Genomic DNA, 17425 nt, shown 5'->3' on the forward strand with positions numbered 1-17425 from the left:
GCGGGCCTAGCGACGGTTCAGCAGCAGCAGCTGCAAGGCGGCGCGGCGGGCGGTATCCTCCAGTCCGACGGCGCGGAAGGTTGCCAGCGCATCGGTGAGATCGCCGAGATTGCCCTCGGCGCCCTGGGCAAAGAGCTGCATCGCGCGCAGGATCGATTCGCCGAGCTGGCCATTGTCCAGCAGGCGCTGAAGTTTGCGGGGGGCAGCACTTTCGGGGGCAAAGGCGGCGGCGATCGCCTGCTCAAGACCGCTATGTGCCAGCTCGGCCGTCGGCACGCCCTGCGCCACCGCCGCGACAAAGGCGGCGTGGCCCTTCAGATCCGGCAGGCTGTGGGAGGCGGTTTCATAGGTCGGGGCCAGCAGGCGGATGCGCCAGGCCAGCTGTGCGGCGCTGCCCTCCAGCGGGATCCGCGCCAGCCGGTCGGCAAAAAGATCGGCAAAGGCGGTTTCGATCTCAGCGGTGCGCATGGCCTGCCAGACCTTTGGCAGGGTCTTGCTGACGGCCTCGGCGCTGCCGGTTTCGAGTGCGGTTTCAAAGCGTTGCAGCGCCGCAACCCGGTCCCAGATGCCGCCGGACGCGGCGGGGGCGCGTTCGGAGTAGAGCCCCAGCAGATGATTGGGGTTCAGCGCGCCGATGCGGGTCAGCCGTTCAGCCGCTTCCAGCTGCGCCTTCCAGCCGGCGATATCGCGCAGATCTGCCGCTGCAAACGCGCGGGGCAGATTGGCGGTCGGGCGGCGTTCTCCGATGGTTTCATACAGGCGGAAGGTCAGCGGATCCGGCGATTTGGGTGCTCGCAGGGGGGCGGCATCCTCGAACACATCGGGGTTGAGGAAGCGGTCCAGAAGGTCGAGCTGGCGGCTGTCGACCAGTTCAAGCGCATGGGCGGCCTCCAGCAGCAGCGCGGCGGTCGGCCAGTCGCCGAGCCGGGCGGCGCAGAAGATGCGGGCGGCGTAATCGGGCGCCAGATGCGGCTGTTCCTGCAGGGCACGGCAGGCGGTCTGCTCGTCACCGGTCAGCAGGGTGGCGTCGAACCAGCGCTTGAACCGGGCGGTGCTGCGGGTGGGGCCTGCCTGTTCGGCGAGGGCCTGCGCCGGGTCCGGGGCGCCAAGATCCATCAGCCGGTCCAGCCGCGCCAGCAGCAGCGTCTCGCCGCCCTCGGCAGGCGGGCGGGTTTCCGACAGCAGCAGGGTGAACATCAGCGACTGCATCGCCGGGGAGTTGCGCACAGGCACGGCGGCCAGCAGGGTGGCCAGCTCCTCGGCGCTGCTGCCGCGCCACAGGTCGACAGGCAGTCCGGTGGAGGCGGGTTTGACAAGGCCGACGGGCGCAACAAGGCTGGCGAGCGGCGTCACGGTGACCTCGGGGCGTTGGGCAGACCCGGCGACGGGTGGTTCCAGCAGAACGGTGCCGGGCAGCCCTGCATCCGGCGCCGGCGTGGCCAGCCAGTCGATGGCGGCGAGCGGATCATCCGGTTTTGCGGCCCGGCTGCCCGGTCGCGGCGTCTTGGCCGCGGGGGGCGTGGTTGATGGGGGCGTGGCAGCGGGTGCGGGGGGGCGCGTGGTCGCGGGCGATTGTGCCGGGGCCGAAGCGGCAAGGCCAACGCCGACCGCCACCCCGAGGCTCAGCGTCAGGGGGCGGGTCAGAGACGCGATCTGCGCCAGTCGCTGGGTGATCAGGGCGGGGGCGGCCTCGCATTCTCTGCCCGAGGGAGAGCGCGCAGGGGCCGACTCACCGCGCCGTTTTCTAGTCGGCATTCAGAACCACCGGTTTGCGGACCTCGGAGGTGGGGGCGTCGAAATCCGCCCCGAACCACGGCCCGACATAGGCATAGATCACCAATCCGATCGCTGCCAGTATAACTAAATAAAGTAGGTATTTGATCAATCGCCCCATGGGTGTCCCGCTGACTGCTTCTTTGGCTTTTGTGCAAGTTATATATGGCCTTTTTAGCAATATCACGTCATTCACTGAAGAATGAGCGAAAAAGAGCAAACACTCAGTGGCGCGGGTGACCGCCGGGTGCCCGGAGCGCTGAAGAAGACCATCGTCATGGTGGGGATGATGGGGGCAGGGAAGACGGCCGTGGGCCGGGCCCTTGCTGCCCGTCTGAAGGCCCCGTTTCTGGACAGCGATCACGAAATCGAGGCCGCGGCCAACCGCACCATTCCCGAAATCTTTGCCCGCGATGGCGAGCCGTTCTTTCGGCAGAAGGAGCGCCAGGTCATCCGGCGTCTTCTGGATGAGGAGCGTGGCGTGCTGTCCACCGGCGGTGGTGCGTTCCTGGCCGAGGAAAACCGCAGGATCATCTCCGAACGCGGGGTTGCGATCTGGCTGAATGCGGATCTTGAGGTGCTGTGGAACCGGGTCAAACACCGCGACACGCGGCCCCTGCTGCGCACCAAGGATCCCCATGCGACGCTGTCGGCGCTCTATCATGAACGGGTGCCTTATTATGCGCAGGCGGATCTGACCGTGGTGTCGGACGGGCAGGCGTCGATAGATGAAATGGTGAACCGGGTGATCGAGGCGCTGCGCGCCCGCCCGGACGTGCTGGAGTGGATATGATGGTGCAGTTCAGCTTGGAACGGGTTGTGCATGTCGACCTGGGCGAGCGGGCCTATGACGTGGTGATCGGGCCGGATCTTCTTGCGGATGTGGGCGCGCGGCTGCAACCATTGCTGCGCCGTCCGAAAGTGGCGGTGCTGACCGATGAGACGGTGGCTGCCCATCATCTGGAGGCCTTGCAGGCCGGGCTGGCGGAGGCGGGGATCGAGATGGCGGCGCTGGCGCTGCCCCCCGGAGAAAGCACCAAGGGCTGGCCGCAGTTCAGCCGCGCTGTGGAATGGCTGCTGGAGCAGAAGGTCGAGCGCAATGACATCGTCATCGCCTTTGGTGGCGGCGTCATCGGCGATCTGGCCGGGTTTGCGGCGGCTGTGTTGCGCCGCGGGGTGCGGTTTGTGCAGATCCCGACGTCGCTGCTGGCGCAGGTCGACAGCTCCGTCGGCGGCAAGACCGGCATCAATGCGCCGCAGGGCAAGAACCTGATCGGGGCCTTTCATCAGCCCTCGCTGGTGCTGGCGGATACCGCGCTGCTGAGCACGCTGACGCCGCGCGATTTTCTGGCCGGCTATGGCGAGGTGGTCAAATACGGGCTGCTGGGGGATGCGGCGTTTTTCGACTGGCTGGAGGCGCAGGGGCCGACATTGGCGGCCGGTGCGCGCGCGGCACGGGTGGAGGCGGTGACCCGCTCGGTGCAGATGAAGGCCGATATCGTGGTGCGTGACGAGACCGAACAGGGCGACCGCGCGCTGCTTAATCTTGGCCATACCTTCTGTCATGCGCTGGAGGCGGCCACCGGATATGGTGACCGGCTGCTGCATGGCGAAGGGGTGGCGATCGGCTGCGCGCTGGCGTTTGAGCTCTCGGCGCGGTTGGGCCTGTGCAGCCAGGAAGACCCCAGCCGGGTGCGGGCGCATCTGAAGGCGATGGGGATGAAGACCGACCTCGCCGATATCCCCGGCGACCTGCCGGATGCCGAGGTGCTGCTGGCGCTGATGGGGCAGGACAAGAAGGTGGTCGATGGCCAGCTGCGGTTCATTCTGGCGCGCGGCATCGGCCATGCTTTTGTCACCGGGGACGTGCCGCCGGAGGCGGTGCTGGAGGTGCTGCGGGAGGCGCTGGCGCAGCGGTGACGGCCTGAGGGGCGGCGCTGGCCCAGACCTGATCCCGACGCGACGGCGCGCTGCTCGGCACGCCGTTCAACTGACGACAGCCCCTGCCATGGCGGGGGCTGTGTCATATGCCGGATGAGGATCTGGCCTGGCTGGCCTGAGGATCAGGCGACCCAGGATTCGTCGTCGTCAACGCCAGCTTCGATATCTGCGGCGTCATGCTCGGCGGCGGCGGCCATCTGCGCCGCCATCTCCGCGTCGCTGTGCTCCTCCTGCGTTGAGGCGGGGGCTGCTGTGCCTTCCAGCTGAAAGGCGCCGATCATCGTGTTCAGCTCGCGTGCCTGCTGGAACAGCTGTGTAGCCGAGGCGGTGGTCTCCTCGGTCATGGCGGCATTGGTCTGGGTCATCTGTTCCATCTCGCCGACGGCGTGGTTCACCTCGCTCAGCTGGGTCGACTGGGTCTCCAGCCCCTTTGCAATCGAGACGATCAGTTCGGAAATCGCGCTCACCTGGGTGCTGACCTCGGACATGGCGCTGCCGGCAGAGCCGACGAGGCTGGATCCGGTATTGACCTGCGCCGAGCTGCGGGCGGTGATTTCGTCGATCTGCGACACCGCATCGGAGCAGCGCTGTGCCAGCCGCTGCACCTCGCTGGCGACCACCGCGAATCCGCGACCGGCCTCACCGGCGCGCGCCGCCTCGACACCGGCATTGAGGGCCAGGAGGTTGGTCTGGAAGGCGATATCCTCAATCACCTTGGTGATCTGGGAAATCTCGTCGGAGGAGGCGCGGATCTCCTCCATCGCGGTCACCGTCTTCTGAACGATCTCTTCGCAATCGTTGACCTTGTCCTGAGTGGTGCCGGCAATGGTCTCGGCCTCCTTGGCGTTGCTGGCGGATTCGCCAACGCTGGTGGTGATCTCGTTCATGGCATGGGTGGAGCGTTCGAGCGCGGCGGCCTGCGATTCGGTGCGCCGGGACAGATCATCCATATTGGCGGCAATGGTCTGGCTGTCGTCGCCAACCGACAGGGCGGCGCTGCGGACGGTGCTCATGGCATCCTGTAGCGAGGCGGCCAGTTCGTTGAAATCCATGCGCAGGCTTTTGAAATCTTCGGGGAAATGGTCTTTCAGACGGTAGACCAGCACCTTGTTGCTGAGTTGGCTCAGCGCTTCGGCGATGGCGTCGGAGACCAGTTTCTGTTCGGCCATCGCGCGGTCCAGATGATCATCGGCCGCGCGTTTTTCGAGGGCGTGACCGCGCAGGATTTCGGCCTGTCGCGCGATATTGCCGATCTCGTCCTTGCGCGATTTGCCGGAGATGTCGATCTCCAGCTCACCGGAGCTGATGCGCTCCAGCGCGGTGGTTACCATCCGCACCCCGCCTGCGATATCGCGGGCCATCACCAGCGCGCCAAGGCTTATCGCCACGATCACAAAAGAGAGGCCAGCCAACGTCTGGTAGAAGGCATTGTTGTTGAACCTGTCGAAAGCCTCGAAATCGGCCATCAGCTGATCGCGGATCTCGGTTTCGACCTCTTTGACAATCTCAATCGCATTGGTGGCGATCTCGAACCACTCCTCGGCGGTCAGGTCCTGAGGGGTGCGACCGGCGAGCACATCCGACCGGATATTCGCAAAGGTCTGATAGGTTTCGCCTGCGGCCTGCCCGTCAAAAAGCTCGACGCTTTCGCTGTCGGACAGCTCATGGAAAACGCGCATGCGTTCTTTTGACTGCATATAGGAAATGAGCATCCGTGATTGCAGGTTTTCGGTCCAGCCATTGGCGAAGCCCTGGGCACCGACCGCACGCTGGATGCCATAGGCGTCTTTGGCCATCTGAAAATAGGTAAAGGCCATCGCACGCTCGGCCAGTTCGGTGTCGTGGACCAGCACCTCAAAGGCAAGGGCGGTTTCCAGCAGGTGGAGGTTCAGTTTGCTGTAGAATTCGACCGCTTCCGGCGCGCTGATGGCCCGATCCGCGATCTTGAGGCGCATGTCATCCAGGGCTTCCAGCTCGTCATGGGCGAGACTGACGAAGACACGCGTGTTGTCGTGCAACTGTGACAGATCGGCGGTTTCGATCACCTCCAGCATATGCTCGCGCAACTCCTGCGATGTCTGGCGCTGGGTTTCCAGCCGGGCAGGGAGCGCGGTCGCCTCGGTGGCGAGGAACTCCGCAGACATGCCGCGCTCCAGCTGTAGATTATGAACCAGCTCGCTCGCGGTCAGCATGATGTCCCGGGTCAGCGTGGTGTCGAAACTCGCCCGTTTGTTCAGCGTGTACAGCACCGCGCCGGATATCCCGATAATAATAAGGAGAGGCAACCCGATGAGGGTCATAATCTTTGCCCGGATGGACATACGCTGCAACAGTCGGCTGATCATACTCTACGCTCCGGCTTAACGTTATCGGTCCGCAAAACCGTAGGTTCGAGGTGCTAATAGAATATGTATTTTATCGCCCGATAGAGATTTTAGATAAAAGATGAATTCAAAATCGCCTTGTTTTGCTGGTTATTGGCTGGGATCAATCGCCGCCGCTATCGCTATGGGAACTAAGGGTTTTGCAAAAAAAAATGCGCAGACCGATGGAGGTCTGCGCAGGAAAAACACCAGTCGACCGGGCTTTTGGCGCCGGTTCGTGACTGTGATTCGCCTTTAGAACGGGATCTCGTCATCGTCGATATTATGCGATGCGCCGCCCTGGTTGCCGCCGCCGAAGCCGCCGCCCTGACCGCCGCCGCTGGGGCCGCTGTCGTAGCCACCGCCGCCGCCATAGCTGCCGCCGCCCTGACCGCCACCATAGCCGCTGCCACCACCCTGGCCGCCTTCGTTGCGGCCATCAAGCATGGTCAGCGTGCCGCCGATGCCCTGCAAGACCACCTCTGTCGAGTAGCGGTCCTGGCCGCTCTGGTCCTGCCATTTGCGGGTTTGCAGCTGGCCCTCGATATAGACCTTGGAGCCTTTGCGCAGATATTGTTCTGCCACGCGCACCAGACCTTCGGAGAAGATCGCGACCGAATGCCATTCGGTTTTTTCACGACGCTCGCCGGTGTTGCGGTCTTTCCAGGTCTCGGAGGTTGCGATCCGCAGGTTGCAGACCTTGCCGCCGTTCTGGAAACTGCGCACTTCGGGATCACGGCCGAGGTTGCCGATCAGGATTACTTTGTTGACTGAGCCTGCCATGGGTCTGTCCTCTTGGTCTGGTCGTTCGGAGTCGCGAAAATCAGCAAAAGCCGGGTGGTCTACCCCTCCAGCTCAGCGGTTTCGGCGGGCCCCGTCGGGGTATGAAATCTGTCCGGTCCGAATCTGGTCGCGCCGGGTTGGCGGCCACACTACCGCTCCGGGTCGCCACATGAAAGTCGGCTGGCCGCGATATCTGAGGTCATCCTCATATTTTGCGCGAGAGGCGCCCGCATCACCGGCCGCAGCCGCAGGAAACGCGAAGGTTCTTTTCTTTTTAGTCAATCCGGATATAGTTTCGCGCAATCCAGGATACGGAAAAACAGGGACAGGGCAGGGCGTTTTATGCGTAGGCTGTTGGTGGGGGTCACGCTGGCCGGTGTTGTATCGGGCCAGATGGCAACGGCAGATATGTTCAGCACAAAGAGCCAGCGCAAGCTGTTTGCCTCGCACGCGCGGGTTCTGGATGAGCGCGCTGCCGGGCAGTACAAGAATTCGATCCGCCTGCAACCGCCCACCATCCATACGCCCTCCAAACACGGCAGCCTGCCGTATAGTGGCAAATATCGGGGCCAGTATCTGAACATTGCGCGGGCCGCGGCGCAGAAACACGGCGTGCCGGAGGATCTGTTTCTGCGACTGGTGCAGCAGGAAAGCGGCTGGAACCCGACGGCAAAATCCCACAAGGGCGCGCTGGGGCTGGCACAGCTGATGCCCGCCACCGCCAAGGCGCTTGGGGTGGACGCCACCGATCCCAGGCAGAACCTGGAAGGTGGCGCGCGCTATCTCGCCCGGCAATACCGCAAGTTCGGATCCTGGCGGCTGGCGCTGGCGGCCTATAACGCAGGCCCCGAAGCGGTGCGCAAACATGGCGGTGTGCCGCCCTACCGCGAGACCCAGAACTACGTGAAGAAGATCTGGGGCAGCTAAGCCCCTCCGGCAGGGGATTGCGCCAGGGTGACCGTCGCGCAGCAGCCTGACCACGCTGAGCCTGCGCGCTTGGGGGCGCAATTGACCGGGGGTCTGCGTGTTTTCTCTGTTTGAAATCTGAGCTTCAAATCTGAAATTCTACGCAGTTTCGGCAGCAGCTTGCCGATTGTCCGGGGGATCGGCATTAATACGCTGATAATCTTCCTTAATGCCGCGTTAACTCCGTCTGACTGCCAGAAAGTTGCCTTAATCTCTTGGCAACTAATCGGAAGCTTCAGAAGAGGAATATCCCGGTGTCTTTCAAACGCTTCGACGAACGCCTGAACCAGATGCAATGGCAGCCCCAGTCCGGCCCGTCGCCGCAGATCGTTGACAGTGTGATTGCCGACCGCGCACCGCTGGCGATCCGCGGCGTGGAGTTCACGCTGGCGGGCGCCATTCTGGGCATCCTGATCGGTGTCGGCCTCAAGGGGATCTATACGCCCGGCGCGCCCTGGGGACCCAATACCGGCCAGATCGGGCTGCTGATCGGCGGCGCCTCTCTCGCCGGGGCGGCGGCCTCTATTGCGCTGGCCGCCTATGCCGTGCTGCGCCGCCACGATATGCCGCGACTGATGCAGTTTGCCTCGATGAACCTGCTGATCATCGTGATGCTGCTGCTGGGCTGATCGTTTCGCAGGCGCCCTGACCGCCGATCACTCGGCGGCGATTTTGATCACCGGTTCCATCTGGGCCAGTTCGGCATCGTCGAGATGGCATTTCACCTGATGGCCCCCCGCAAGGGTGAGGACCGGCGGAACCTCGCGTTCGCAGAGCCCATCGGCCACCTTCGACTTCCAGCGGCAGCGGGTCTGAAAGGGGCAGCCGGGCGGCGGGTTCATCGCCGAGGGAATATCGCCTTCCAGCACGATATGGCGTTTCTCAACCGAGGTATCGGCGATCGGCACGGCGCTCAGCAGCGCCTCCGTGTAGGGGTGATAGGGCGGGGCAAAGACCTGATCGGTGGTGCCCAGTTCCACCACATGGCCGAGATACATCACCATTACCCGGTCGCTGAGATAGCGCACAATGCTGAGGTCGTGGGAGATGAACAGGAGCGTTGTCTTCTCCTTGCGCTGGATTTCCATCAGCAGATCGGTGACCGCCGCCTGCACCGAGACATCCAGCGCCGAGACCGGCTCATCCGCCACCACGATGCGGGCGCCACCGGCAAAGGCGCGGGCAATGCCGACGCGCTGTTTCTGCCCGCCTGACAGCTGGCGCGGCATCCGGTCGGCAAAAGCCCGCGGCAGCTTGACCAGATCCAGCAGCTCCAGCATCCGCTCCCGGCGCGCCGCCGTGCTGTCGCCGATGCCAAAGATTTCCAGCGCCCGCATGATCTGACGGCCCACGGTCATCGAGGGGTTCAGCGTGTCGAACGGGTTCTGAAACACCATCTGCACATCGGACACCGTGCGGGTGTCGCGCTGTTCGATCGGGGTGGCTTCGATATTCTTGCCATCCAGTTCGATGGCGCCATCGGTCGCCGTCTCCAGCCCCATCAGCACCTTCGCAAAGGTGGATTTGCCGCAGCCGCTCTCGCCGACGATGGCCAGGGTCTCGCTCTCCCGGGCCTCGAAACTCAGGGTTTCATTGGCCTTCACCACCTTGCGCGCGCCGCTGTCAAACAGCGCATTGGCCGAGACCTCGTAATATTTGCGCAGATTGTCGATTTTCAGGACCACCTTGCCGACCTCGGGCTTTTCCTTTTGCACAGCGGCGGCAATCGGGGCGTTCCAGTCGATTTCATCATGGCGCAGACAGCGGGTGTGGTGGCGGTCGTTGCCATGGACGGCTGCCATCGGAATATCCTGGGCATCACAGCGCCCGGCCACGAAATAGTCGCAGCGCGGGCCAAAGTTGCAGCCGGGCGGGCGTTCGTGGGGCAGCGGGAAATTGCCGGGGATCGCCACCAGCGGGCGGGCATTCTTATCCGCGCCGGGCAGCGGGATCGAGCGGAACAGCGCCTGCGTATAGGGATGCTGCATCTCGTCGAACACATCATGGATGGAGCCGCGCTCCACCGCCTCGCCGGAATACATCACACAGAGCCGGTCGCAGGTTTCCAGCACCAGCCCGAGGTTGTGGCTGATGAACAGCATTGAGGTGCCGTATTTCTTGCCCAGATCCTTCACCAGCTCGACCACGGCGGCCTCCACCGTCACGTCGAGCGCGGTGGTCGGCTCATCAAGGATCAGCAGCGCCGGTTTCGACATCAAGGCCATGGCGATCACGATACGCTGCTGCTGGCCGCCCGACAGCTGATGCGGAAAGGAATTCAGCATCCGCTCAGGGTCGGGAAGGCGGACATCGCTCACCACCTCCAGCGCGCGCCGATAGGCCTCTTCCTTGCTGACGCCCTCGTGGATCATCGGCACTTCCATCAGCTGCTTGCCGATCTTCATCGCCGGATTGAGCGAGGCCATCGGCTCCTGATAGATCATCGCGATCTCATTGCCGCGCACATCGCGCAGCTCTTCGGCGCTCATCTCGCTCAGATCGCGGCCCTTGAACTTGATGGAGCCGCCGGTGATGCGGCCGTTCTTGCCCAGATCCTGCATCACGCCAAGCGCCACTGTGGATTTGCCGCAGCCCGATTCCCCGACCAGCCCCACCGCTTCGCCGGGCTGCACGGTGACGGAGAAATCCATCACCGCCGGAATTTCGCGCAACCGGGTGAAAAAGGAGATCGACAGCTTGTCGATTTCCAGGATCGGGCCGTCATAATCTGCCAGTTTGTTCATCATCTTATCTCCCTGTTGGAGCTGGAAGGGTGGTCTGCCCTTCTTCTGGCCCCAAAATATCCCGGGGGACCGGGGGCTGGCCCCCGGTCCGACCGGTTCGGATCAATCGCGCAGGCTTTCTTCGCGCAGGCCATCGGCCAGGAGGTTCAGCCCCAGAACCAGGCTCAGCAGCGCCAGCGCCGGCGGCAGCGGCGGGTGCAGGTAGACCGACAGCAGCTTGCGCCCGTCGTTGATGGTGCTGCCCCAGTCAGGGCTTTCCGGTGGCAGGCCCAGTCCGAAAAAGCCCAGCGTGCCGAGGAGGATGGTGGTGTAGCCGATGCGCAGGCAGAAATCGACGATCAGCGGCCCGCGCGCATTGGGCAGGATTTCCCACAGCATGATGTACCAGGGCCGTTCCCCCCGGGTCTGGGCGGCGGCGACATAGTCGCGGGTCTTGATGTCCATGGTGAGCCCGCGCACGATGCGGAACACGGTGGGCGAATTGACAAAGACAACCGAGACAAAGACCACCAGAATACCGCCCGGCACGTCAAAGAGATCGAGCGGCCAGAAGGTAATCTTGGATCCCGCCTCATTGATCAGCGACAGATAGCCCAGAAGGCCCGGGATAAGTACAACGGCCAGCCAGAGCGCGCTGTGCTGCGGCCGGGTGCGGAAGCGCGAGTGGATCAGCACCCCGACAAAGATCAGCGGAAAGGCAAAGAGCACCACGGCGATATATTGCGGCAGCCCGGTTGCGATGATCTCCGGGGTGACCAGCAGGTAGAACAGCAGGATCACCGGGAAGGCCAGGATCAGGTTGGCGAGGAAGGACAGCACCGTGTCCCACAGGCCGCCGTAATAGCCCGCAGGCAGCCCCAGCGTGATCCCCACCATAAAGGCAAACACCGTGGCCAGCGGCGCGATCTGCACCACCACCCAGGCGCCATCTATCAGGCGGCTGAAGACGTCGCGCGCCAGGTTGTCACCGCCAAGCAGATACCAGGCCGCAATGCCGCTGTCGGCCTCGGCGCCGGGCAGGGGGGTGCCGGGCAGCTTGTTCTTGAGGCCACTGACCTGGGTCAGCGGGTCGTGCGGTGAGATCAGATCCATCGCGCCCAGCACACCGGTAAAGACCCAGAACATCACCAGCGCAAAGCCGATCATACCGATTGGGCTGTCGAACAGCTTGCCATAAAGACCGAGCCGCCGCTTGAAGGTCATCGACACCGCAAACAGCACCACCAGCGCGATCCAGACCGGCAGCAGCAGCCGCGCCATGGCACCGACGATGCCGCCGCTGGCGCCAAACAGCACGCCGAAGAGGATATAGATCAGGATCAGTCCGATCACCGCAAGAAAGCTGAGGCGCACCGCCCTGCCGGCCAGCACATCGGGTGTGGTCGCGAGACCGGCGCTGCCATGGGCGTTGATCATTGTTGTCGGGCTGACCGTGACGATGCTGAGCACCAGCCAGGCAATGATGCAGAGCGCCAGTGCCACAAGGGCAAGGATCAGCACCGGGTTCAGAAAGGCAAGACTTCCGGTCCAGCTGAGAGGGTCCATGCTGCGTTCCTCCTTCAGGAAATCCGGATACGGGGATTGAGATAGACATAGCCAATGTCGGAGATCAGCTGCGTGAGCAGCACAACAACGACAGAGACCACCGAAATCCCCAAGAGCAGTTCGATGTCATTATTGCCAGCCGCCTCGACCAGCGCCCAGCCGAAGCCCTTGTAGTTGAACAGGGTCTCGACAATCACCACGCCGTTCAGCAGCCAGGGAAACTGCAGCATGATCACCGTGAAGGGGGCGATCAGCGCATTCCGCAGCGCGTGACGCATGACGATTTTTGGAAAACTGACGCCCTTGAGCCGGGCGGTGCGGATATACTGTGCGGTCATCACCTCGGTCATGGAGGCGCGGGTCATCCGGGCGATATAGCCGATGCCATAAAGGGCGATGGTCAGTACCGGCAGGAAGAAGTTTTCGAAATTGGCGTCGACCATCGCCGAATTTGCGGTGCCCTTGAACCATTTCAAGCCAACGGCAGAGGAGGTGAAGACCGCCATGAAGATCACACCGGAGACATATTCCGGGGTTGCCGTGGTCAGGATCGAGGCGGTTGACAGTGTGCGGTCGGTGACGGAGCCTTCGCGCATCCCGGCCAGGATCCCGATCAAGAGCGCCGAGGGCACCATCAGGATCAGAACCCACATCATCAGAAAACCGGTATTGCCAAGGCGCGTTGCAATGATGGAACTGACATCATCCTTGAAAACGCTCGAATGGCCCCAGTCGCCCTGAAGAATGCCGCAGAAACGTGGGGCAGCTGCTGCCTCTTCGGCGGGTTGAACCCCGGTGATGCAGCGTCCTGTGGTCCCCTCATCTGTCACCGTGGTCCAGCCCGGCAGCACTCCCAGCCATTGGCCGTATTTCACCGGCATCGGTTGCAGATACCCTCCCTTTTCCAGCCAGCTGGCAACCGCCTCGTCCGACATGCGGAAGTTGCCTTGGGTCTTGGCGAGTTTTTCAAGGTTCGGGTAGAGATTGGTCAGCGTGAAGACGATGAAGGTCAGGCAGAGCGCGGTCAGGATCATGATCCCGACGCGCCTGAGGATGAACAGTCCCATGGAATGCTCCCGTTGGTGGCTGTACGCCTTGAGTTAGGCCAATGGTCAGGCCGCAGTCGGCGGCCTGCCAGGCTTTTGAGCGTTTTCTTGCGGCCAGAAGCTTTGGGCCGCGCCGTGCGGCGCGGCCCGCTGTGTCAGATCAGGCCTTGAAAGCCCATTTGTAGATCTGGGGCAGATCGGCGATGTGCTTGTCGACGCCGACCACATTGTCGGTGTGGTGGCGGATGGCGGTCCGCCAGAAGGGCTGGATGGTAACGCCTTCGTCAATCATGATGGCCTGTAGCTTGGCCATGACTTCGCGCCGTTTATCGACATCTGCAAGTGCGTTGGCTTCGGCCAGCAGGCTGTCGAACTCTTCATTCGCAAAACCGGCTTCGTTCCAGGCTTCGCCGGAGCGGTAAGCCAGTCCCAGAACCTGGGTGCCGAGCGGGCGGTGGTTCCAGTTGGTGGAGCTGAACGGGTATTTCGCCCAGTCGTTCCAGAAGGTCGAGCCGGGCAGAATGGTCCGTTTGACCTTGAAGCCCGCGTCACGCAGCTGGGCTGCGACCGCGTCGGTCGTGTTGCGGCGCCAGTCGTCGTCGATGGAGTGCAGCTCGTGCTCATAGTCGAGCATGCCTGCCTCTTCCATCAGCGCCTTGGCCTTGGCCGGGTCAAACGGCAGCCGCGTCACAGTCGGGTCGTGTTCGGGGTGCATCGGGCCGACATGGCAGTTGTCTGCCGGAATGCCATAGCCGGACATGCCCAGTTCAAGGCAGACGGTGTTGTCCACCGCCATGGCAATCGCCTGGCGCACGCGCTTGTCGGCATAAGGCTTGGTGCCGTTGACCTCGGCCAGCTGGTTGGGGCGGATCACGATGGTGAAGCCGGAGGCGATTTCCGAGCGGTTCAGGCCGATGCCGTCAAAGATATCGACGTATTCCCCCACGGATTCCCAATTCATATCAATTTCTTCGGCCTCATAGGCCGCCAGGAACGACGCCGGATCGGTGCCGTAATCAATGAATTCGATCCGGTCCAGATAGCCGCCTTTGCCCGCTGCGGTGCCCCACCATTCGTGGTCTTCGTTGCGTACGAGGACGCCTTTCACGCCGACTTCCATCGACTCAGGCAGCATGTAGCCGGTGCCGATGGGGTTCTCCAGCATGGTGTCGCCGGTATGGCTGGCATGGGTGATCTGCGCTGGATAATCAGCCATCCCCGGAATGATGGTGATGTCCGGGGTGTTGGTTTTCAGCAGCACGGTATGGCTGTCGACAACGGTGATGGCGCCTTCGGCGGCTTGGCCGGTCTCCGCGTCGATCAGCGACGCCATACGGCCTGCCATCGAGTTGCCCTCGACGCTCTTGTCGCACCAGCCGGTGATGTTGCGGGCCACGTCCTCTGCGGTGAAATCGTCGCCATTGTTCCACTTCACCCCTTTGCGGACATGCAGGGTGAACTCGGTCGCGTTTTCGTTGACGTCCCAGCTTTCCAGCAACAGCGGCTCAAAGGAGCCATCGCTGTTGTATTCGACCAGGAATTCCAGCCAGCCGGAGGTAAAGGTTGCGATCTGCGCCCAGTCATAGGTGCGCGGATCCTTCAGGGCGCGCACTTCCATCTGCATGCGCAGGGTGCCGCCGGTCTGTTCATGACCTGCGGCCTGAACAGGGGCGTCAAGCCCAAGGAGGCCGTATGCCGCAGCCGAACTGACGCCAAGCGCGGTGGCGCGGACCATGAATTCGCGTCGATCCATCTTCCCAGCAAGGGTTTCTGTCGCATACATCTTTGCCGCCGGGTGGATATCGGTCCCGGTGATGGTGTCTTTTGTCATGTGGCTCTCCCTGTTGCACCGCAAGTTTTCGCTTTTGGAACGGCGGGCCATCTGAGCTGGCTGGCGCCGTTTGAGGTGCTGTGTTCAAAGATTGTTTCCCCGTCTGGTCATTCGGCCCCAGATCGCGGGTTAGGTCAATGTAAGAAGTCGACGTTTCGCATGACTTTTGCGACATTGTTGGTGTCGGTTTTGTGTTTTTCCCCAAGGGAGGCCAGTCCGAAAGTTTTAGTACTGGGCATATGTGCACAGTCTGCCGGTAGGCCGCGCGTCTGTCGCCGGGGTGACTCGTGGACGTTTAGCGCGGTCCAGGGGCTGGGGAATTCGGCGCGAGGTGGTGCAGGCGCGCAGGCGCGGCGCCGCTGCGCCCCCGGTGGACACGGTGCGGGGGAGATCTGGTGCGGCCTGATATCTCAGGCGGCGCGTTTCAGCTTTTCGCGCGCCTGTTTGCGCAGACGGCTTGGGGTTTCACCGGTGTGCTGGGTGATGAAGCGGGTGAAATAGGCGGCGCTGCCAAAGCCGAGGGTCGAGGCGATATCGCGCATCGGCAATTCAGAGTTGATCAGCAGGCTGCGCGCCGCGTGCAGCTGGCGCTCGGTCAGCAGGGCGCCCGCCGTCTTGCCGGTTTCGGATTTGCAGACGCGGGTCAGATGTGTCGGCGTCACATTCAGCGCGGCGGCATGATCGGCCATGCTGGCATGTTGGGCATAGCATTCGACAATGCGCCCGCAATAGCCCTGAGCCAGCCGCTGGGCAGCGGTGGGTTTGCCGCTGGTGCTGCTGCGTTCCGCCATCAGGCGGCGGATGTGGATTGCGATCAACGTGCCATGGGCCTGCATCGCGCGATACCACAGCGCGGGGCGATCCTGCTGTTCGGCCTGCATGGCCTGGAACATGCTGTTGATCACCGCCTGATCCTGAGCATCGGGGATGCGCAGCGTGTCGGCGGCATCGGGGAAATCCATCGGGGTCGAGGTGGGCACATTCATGACTTGCCCGATGCACTGCCGACCCAGCTCCAGCGACCACAGGGTCCCGGCCGGAACAAAGATGGCGCTGTTGGGGCCAAAGCCACGCTGCTGCCCGTTCAGAAAGACCCGCCCCTGGCCACGGGTGATCCAGATCAGCAGATTTTCGGGGCGGTCATGTGCCAATTCGACCTGCCAAGGCCCATCGGGAGTCAGCTGCGACAGCGGTGCGACTGTGATCTCGCCGATATGGGTGGGGTCAAAAGGCATAGGCTGGTTGATATGTGATGCTCGTATTTTCGGTTGGCGCAAATGGACATGAAAAATTGATTCTGGCAAGTTTTTGCCGAAAAATGCTTAAGGATTTAATAGAATTGCAGGTCTCTGCATGGGGTTTGGGCAACAATGTGCGTATGACGCGCGGTCATCTGGACATTTTGTCCACATCTGTTCCGCGCACCGTGCCGCCGATGTCATTCTGGCCAGCGAAAGCGCTATCGACCGGACGCAAGCCGGGGTGCCGGGCAGTACCAAGGCGTCGTTCGAACGGTGTTTTCGAGGCTGTTCGGACGGCCCTCAGGCCGGACGGTAGGGCGTCCACTGCTTCATTCGCGCGCGGAACCACGTGCGCTGACGTTTGGCAAACTGCCGGGTCGCAACCGAGGCCCGCTCCCGCGCCTCCGCCTCGGTCATCGCGCCCAGGTAATGCGCCATCAGCTCCGGCACGCCAATTGCGCGGCAGGAGGGCAGCGCGGGATCATAGCGATCCTGCATGGCGGCAATCTCCTCCATCGCACCGGCCTCCATCATCGCATCAAAGCGGCGGCGGATCCGCGCTTCGAGCCATTCCTTGTCGGTGTCAAAAACAATCGCGGTGCAGCGATCCAGTGGCAGCGGCGGCGGCGGTGTTTCGGCCTGCCAGTCGGCCAGGCCGCGACCGGTCGCAGTCAGCACCTCATAGGCGCGCTGCACCCGGGCGCGATTGAGAAGGTCGATCCGCTCAGCCGTCGCGGCATCCAGCGCCGCGCGCATATCCTCAAGCGACAGCAGATCGGCCTGCGCCCGGACCTCGGCCGGCGTGGCAGGGATCTCCGCAAGGCCCTGCGTGAGGGCGCTGAAATAAAGCCCGGTGCCACCGACGATGATCGGACGGGGGCCGTGGTCCAGCAGCGGCAGCACCTCGCGCAGCCAATGCCCGACGGAATAGTCGGCGTCATAAGGCTGGTGGCCATAGAGCAGATGCGGGGCCTGCGCCTCTTCCTCGGGCGAGGGGCGGGCGGTGATCACCCGCCAGCAGTCATAGACCTGACTGGCATCGGCATTGACGATCACGCCGCCCTGAGCTTCGGCGATCTGAAGCGCAAGCGCCGATTTGCCGGAGGCGGTTGGCCCGGCGATCAGCACCGGCTGGTGGGGCGGGATGTCTGGCAGCTGGGTTGCGGTGGTCATGCGGGCGTCCTGTTCTTTG

Annotated in this window: 14 protein-coding genes; 4 read left to right on the forward strand and 10 right to left on the reverse strand. The window is 63.1% G+C overall.

Annotated elements, in window-relative coordinates:
• Positions 1-6: 6 nt before the first annotated feature.
• Positions 7-1755, reverse strand: a complete 1749-nt coding sequence (locus VWY34_RS11220) for a hypothetical protein (RefSeq protein WP_416544320.1) — start codon at positions 1753-1755, stop codon at positions 7-9.
• On the reverse strand, positions 1745-1894 hold the full coding sequence (locus tag VWY34_RS11225; protein WP_340545428.1) for a hypothetical protein: 150 nt from the start codon (positions 1892-1894) through the stop codon (positions 1745-1747). Before VWY34_RS11225 ends, VWY34_RS11220 begins: the two co-directional genes overlap by 11 nt.
• Before the next feature lie 81 nt (positions 1895-1975).
• On the opposite strand from VWY34_RS11225, the gene VWY34_RS11230 reads away from it, so the two are divergent.
• Both VWY34_RS11230 and aroB read left to right on the forward strand, forming a co-directional pair.
• The gene (locus VWY34_RS11230) at positions 1976-2566 is read left to right on the forward strand and encodes a shikimate kinase (protein ID WP_340545429.1); all 591 of its coding nucleotides are present in this window, start codon (positions 1976-1978) and stop codon (positions 2564-2566) included.
• A complete protein-coding gene (gene aroB / locus VWY34_RS11235) occupies positions 2566-3693 on the forward strand; it encodes a 3-dehydroquinate synthase (RefSeq protein WP_416544386.1) in 1128 nt (375 codons plus the stop codon). The genes VWY34_RS11230 and aroB overlap by 1 nt, the downstream gene beginning before the upstream one ends.
• Before the next feature lie 143 nt (positions 3694-3836).
• Here aroB and VWY34_RS11240 read toward each other — a convergent pair whose 3' ends face one another.
• Positions 3837-6059: a methyl-accepting chemotaxis protein gene (locus tag VWY34_RS11240; protein ID WP_416544322.1), complete on the reverse strand. Its 2223-nt coding sequence runs from the start codon at positions 6057-6059 to the stop codon at positions 3837-3839.
• A 273-nt stretch (positions 6060-6332) separates the two neighbouring features.
• A complete protein-coding gene (gene ssb / locus VWY34_RS11245; protein ID WP_340545431.1) occupies positions 6333-6860 on the reverse strand; it encodes a single-stranded DNA-binding protein in 528 nt (175 codons plus the stop codon).
• A 342-nt stretch (positions 6861-7202) separates the two neighbouring features.
• Between ssb and VWY34_RS11250 the strand changes: the two genes are divergently transcribed.
• Positions 7203-7787, forward strand: a complete 585-nt coding sequence (locus tag VWY34_RS11250; RefSeq protein ID WP_340545432.1) for a lytic transglycosylase domain-containing protein — start codon at positions 7203-7205, stop codon at positions 7785-7787.
• Positions 7788-8080: 293 nt separating this feature from the next.
• Positions 8081-8455, forward strand: coding sequence for a hypothetical protein (locus VWY34_RS11255; protein WP_340545433.1), 375 nt, complete (start codon positions 8081-8083; stop codon positions 8453-8455).
• 27 nt (positions 8456-8482) lie between these two features.
• On the opposite strand, the gene VWY34_RS11260 is transcribed toward VWY34_RS11255, so the two are convergent.
• From VWY34_RS11260 to miaA, 6 genes are all read right to left on the reverse strand, one after another.
• Positions 8483-10570 carry a dipeptide ABC transporter ATP-binding protein gene (locus VWY34_RS11260; protein WP_416548947.1) on the reverse strand — a complete coding sequence of 696 codons (2088 nt, stop codon included), beginning with the start codon at positions 10568-10570 and terminating at the stop codon, positions 8483-8485.
• A 102-nt stretch (positions 10571-10672) separates the two neighbouring features.
• On the reverse strand, positions 10673-12115 hold the full coding sequence (locus VWY34_RS11265; protein WP_340545435.1) for an ABC transporter permease: 1443 nt from the start codon (positions 12113-12115) through the stop codon (positions 10673-10675).
• Positions 12116-12129: 14 nt separating this feature from the next.
• On the reverse strand, positions 12130-13182 hold the full coding sequence (locus tag VWY34_RS11270; protein WP_340545436.1) for an ABC transporter permease: 1053 nt from the start codon (positions 13180-13182) through the stop codon (positions 12130-12132).
• A 139-nt stretch (positions 13183-13321) separates the two neighbouring features.
• Entirely contained in the window at positions 13322-14992 is a 1671-nt protein-coding gene (locus tag VWY34_RS11275; protein WP_340545437.1) for an ABC transporter substrate-binding protein, read from the reverse strand.
• A 410-nt stretch (positions 14993-15402) separates the two neighbouring features.
• Positions 15403-16227 carry an AraC family transcriptional regulator gene (locus VWY34_RS11280; protein ID WP_340545438.1) on the reverse strand — a complete coding sequence of 275 codons (825 nt, stop codon included), beginning with the start codon at positions 16225-16227 and terminating at the stop codon, positions 15403-15405.
• Between the two features lie 306 nt (positions 16228-16533).
• Positions 16534-17406, reverse strand: a complete 873-nt coding sequence (miaA, locus tag VWY34_RS11285; protein WP_416544323.1) for a tRNA (adenosine(37)-N6)-dimethylallyltransferase MiaA — start codon at positions 17404-17406, stop codon at positions 16534-16536.
• Positions 17407-17425: the final 19 nt, after the last annotated feature.

Source organism: Phaeobacter sp. JH20_02 (genome assembly GCF_048056915.1).
GTDB lineage: Bacteria > Pseudomonadota > Alphaproteobacteria > Rhodobacterales > Rhodobacteraceae > Phaeobacter > Phaeobacter bryozoorum.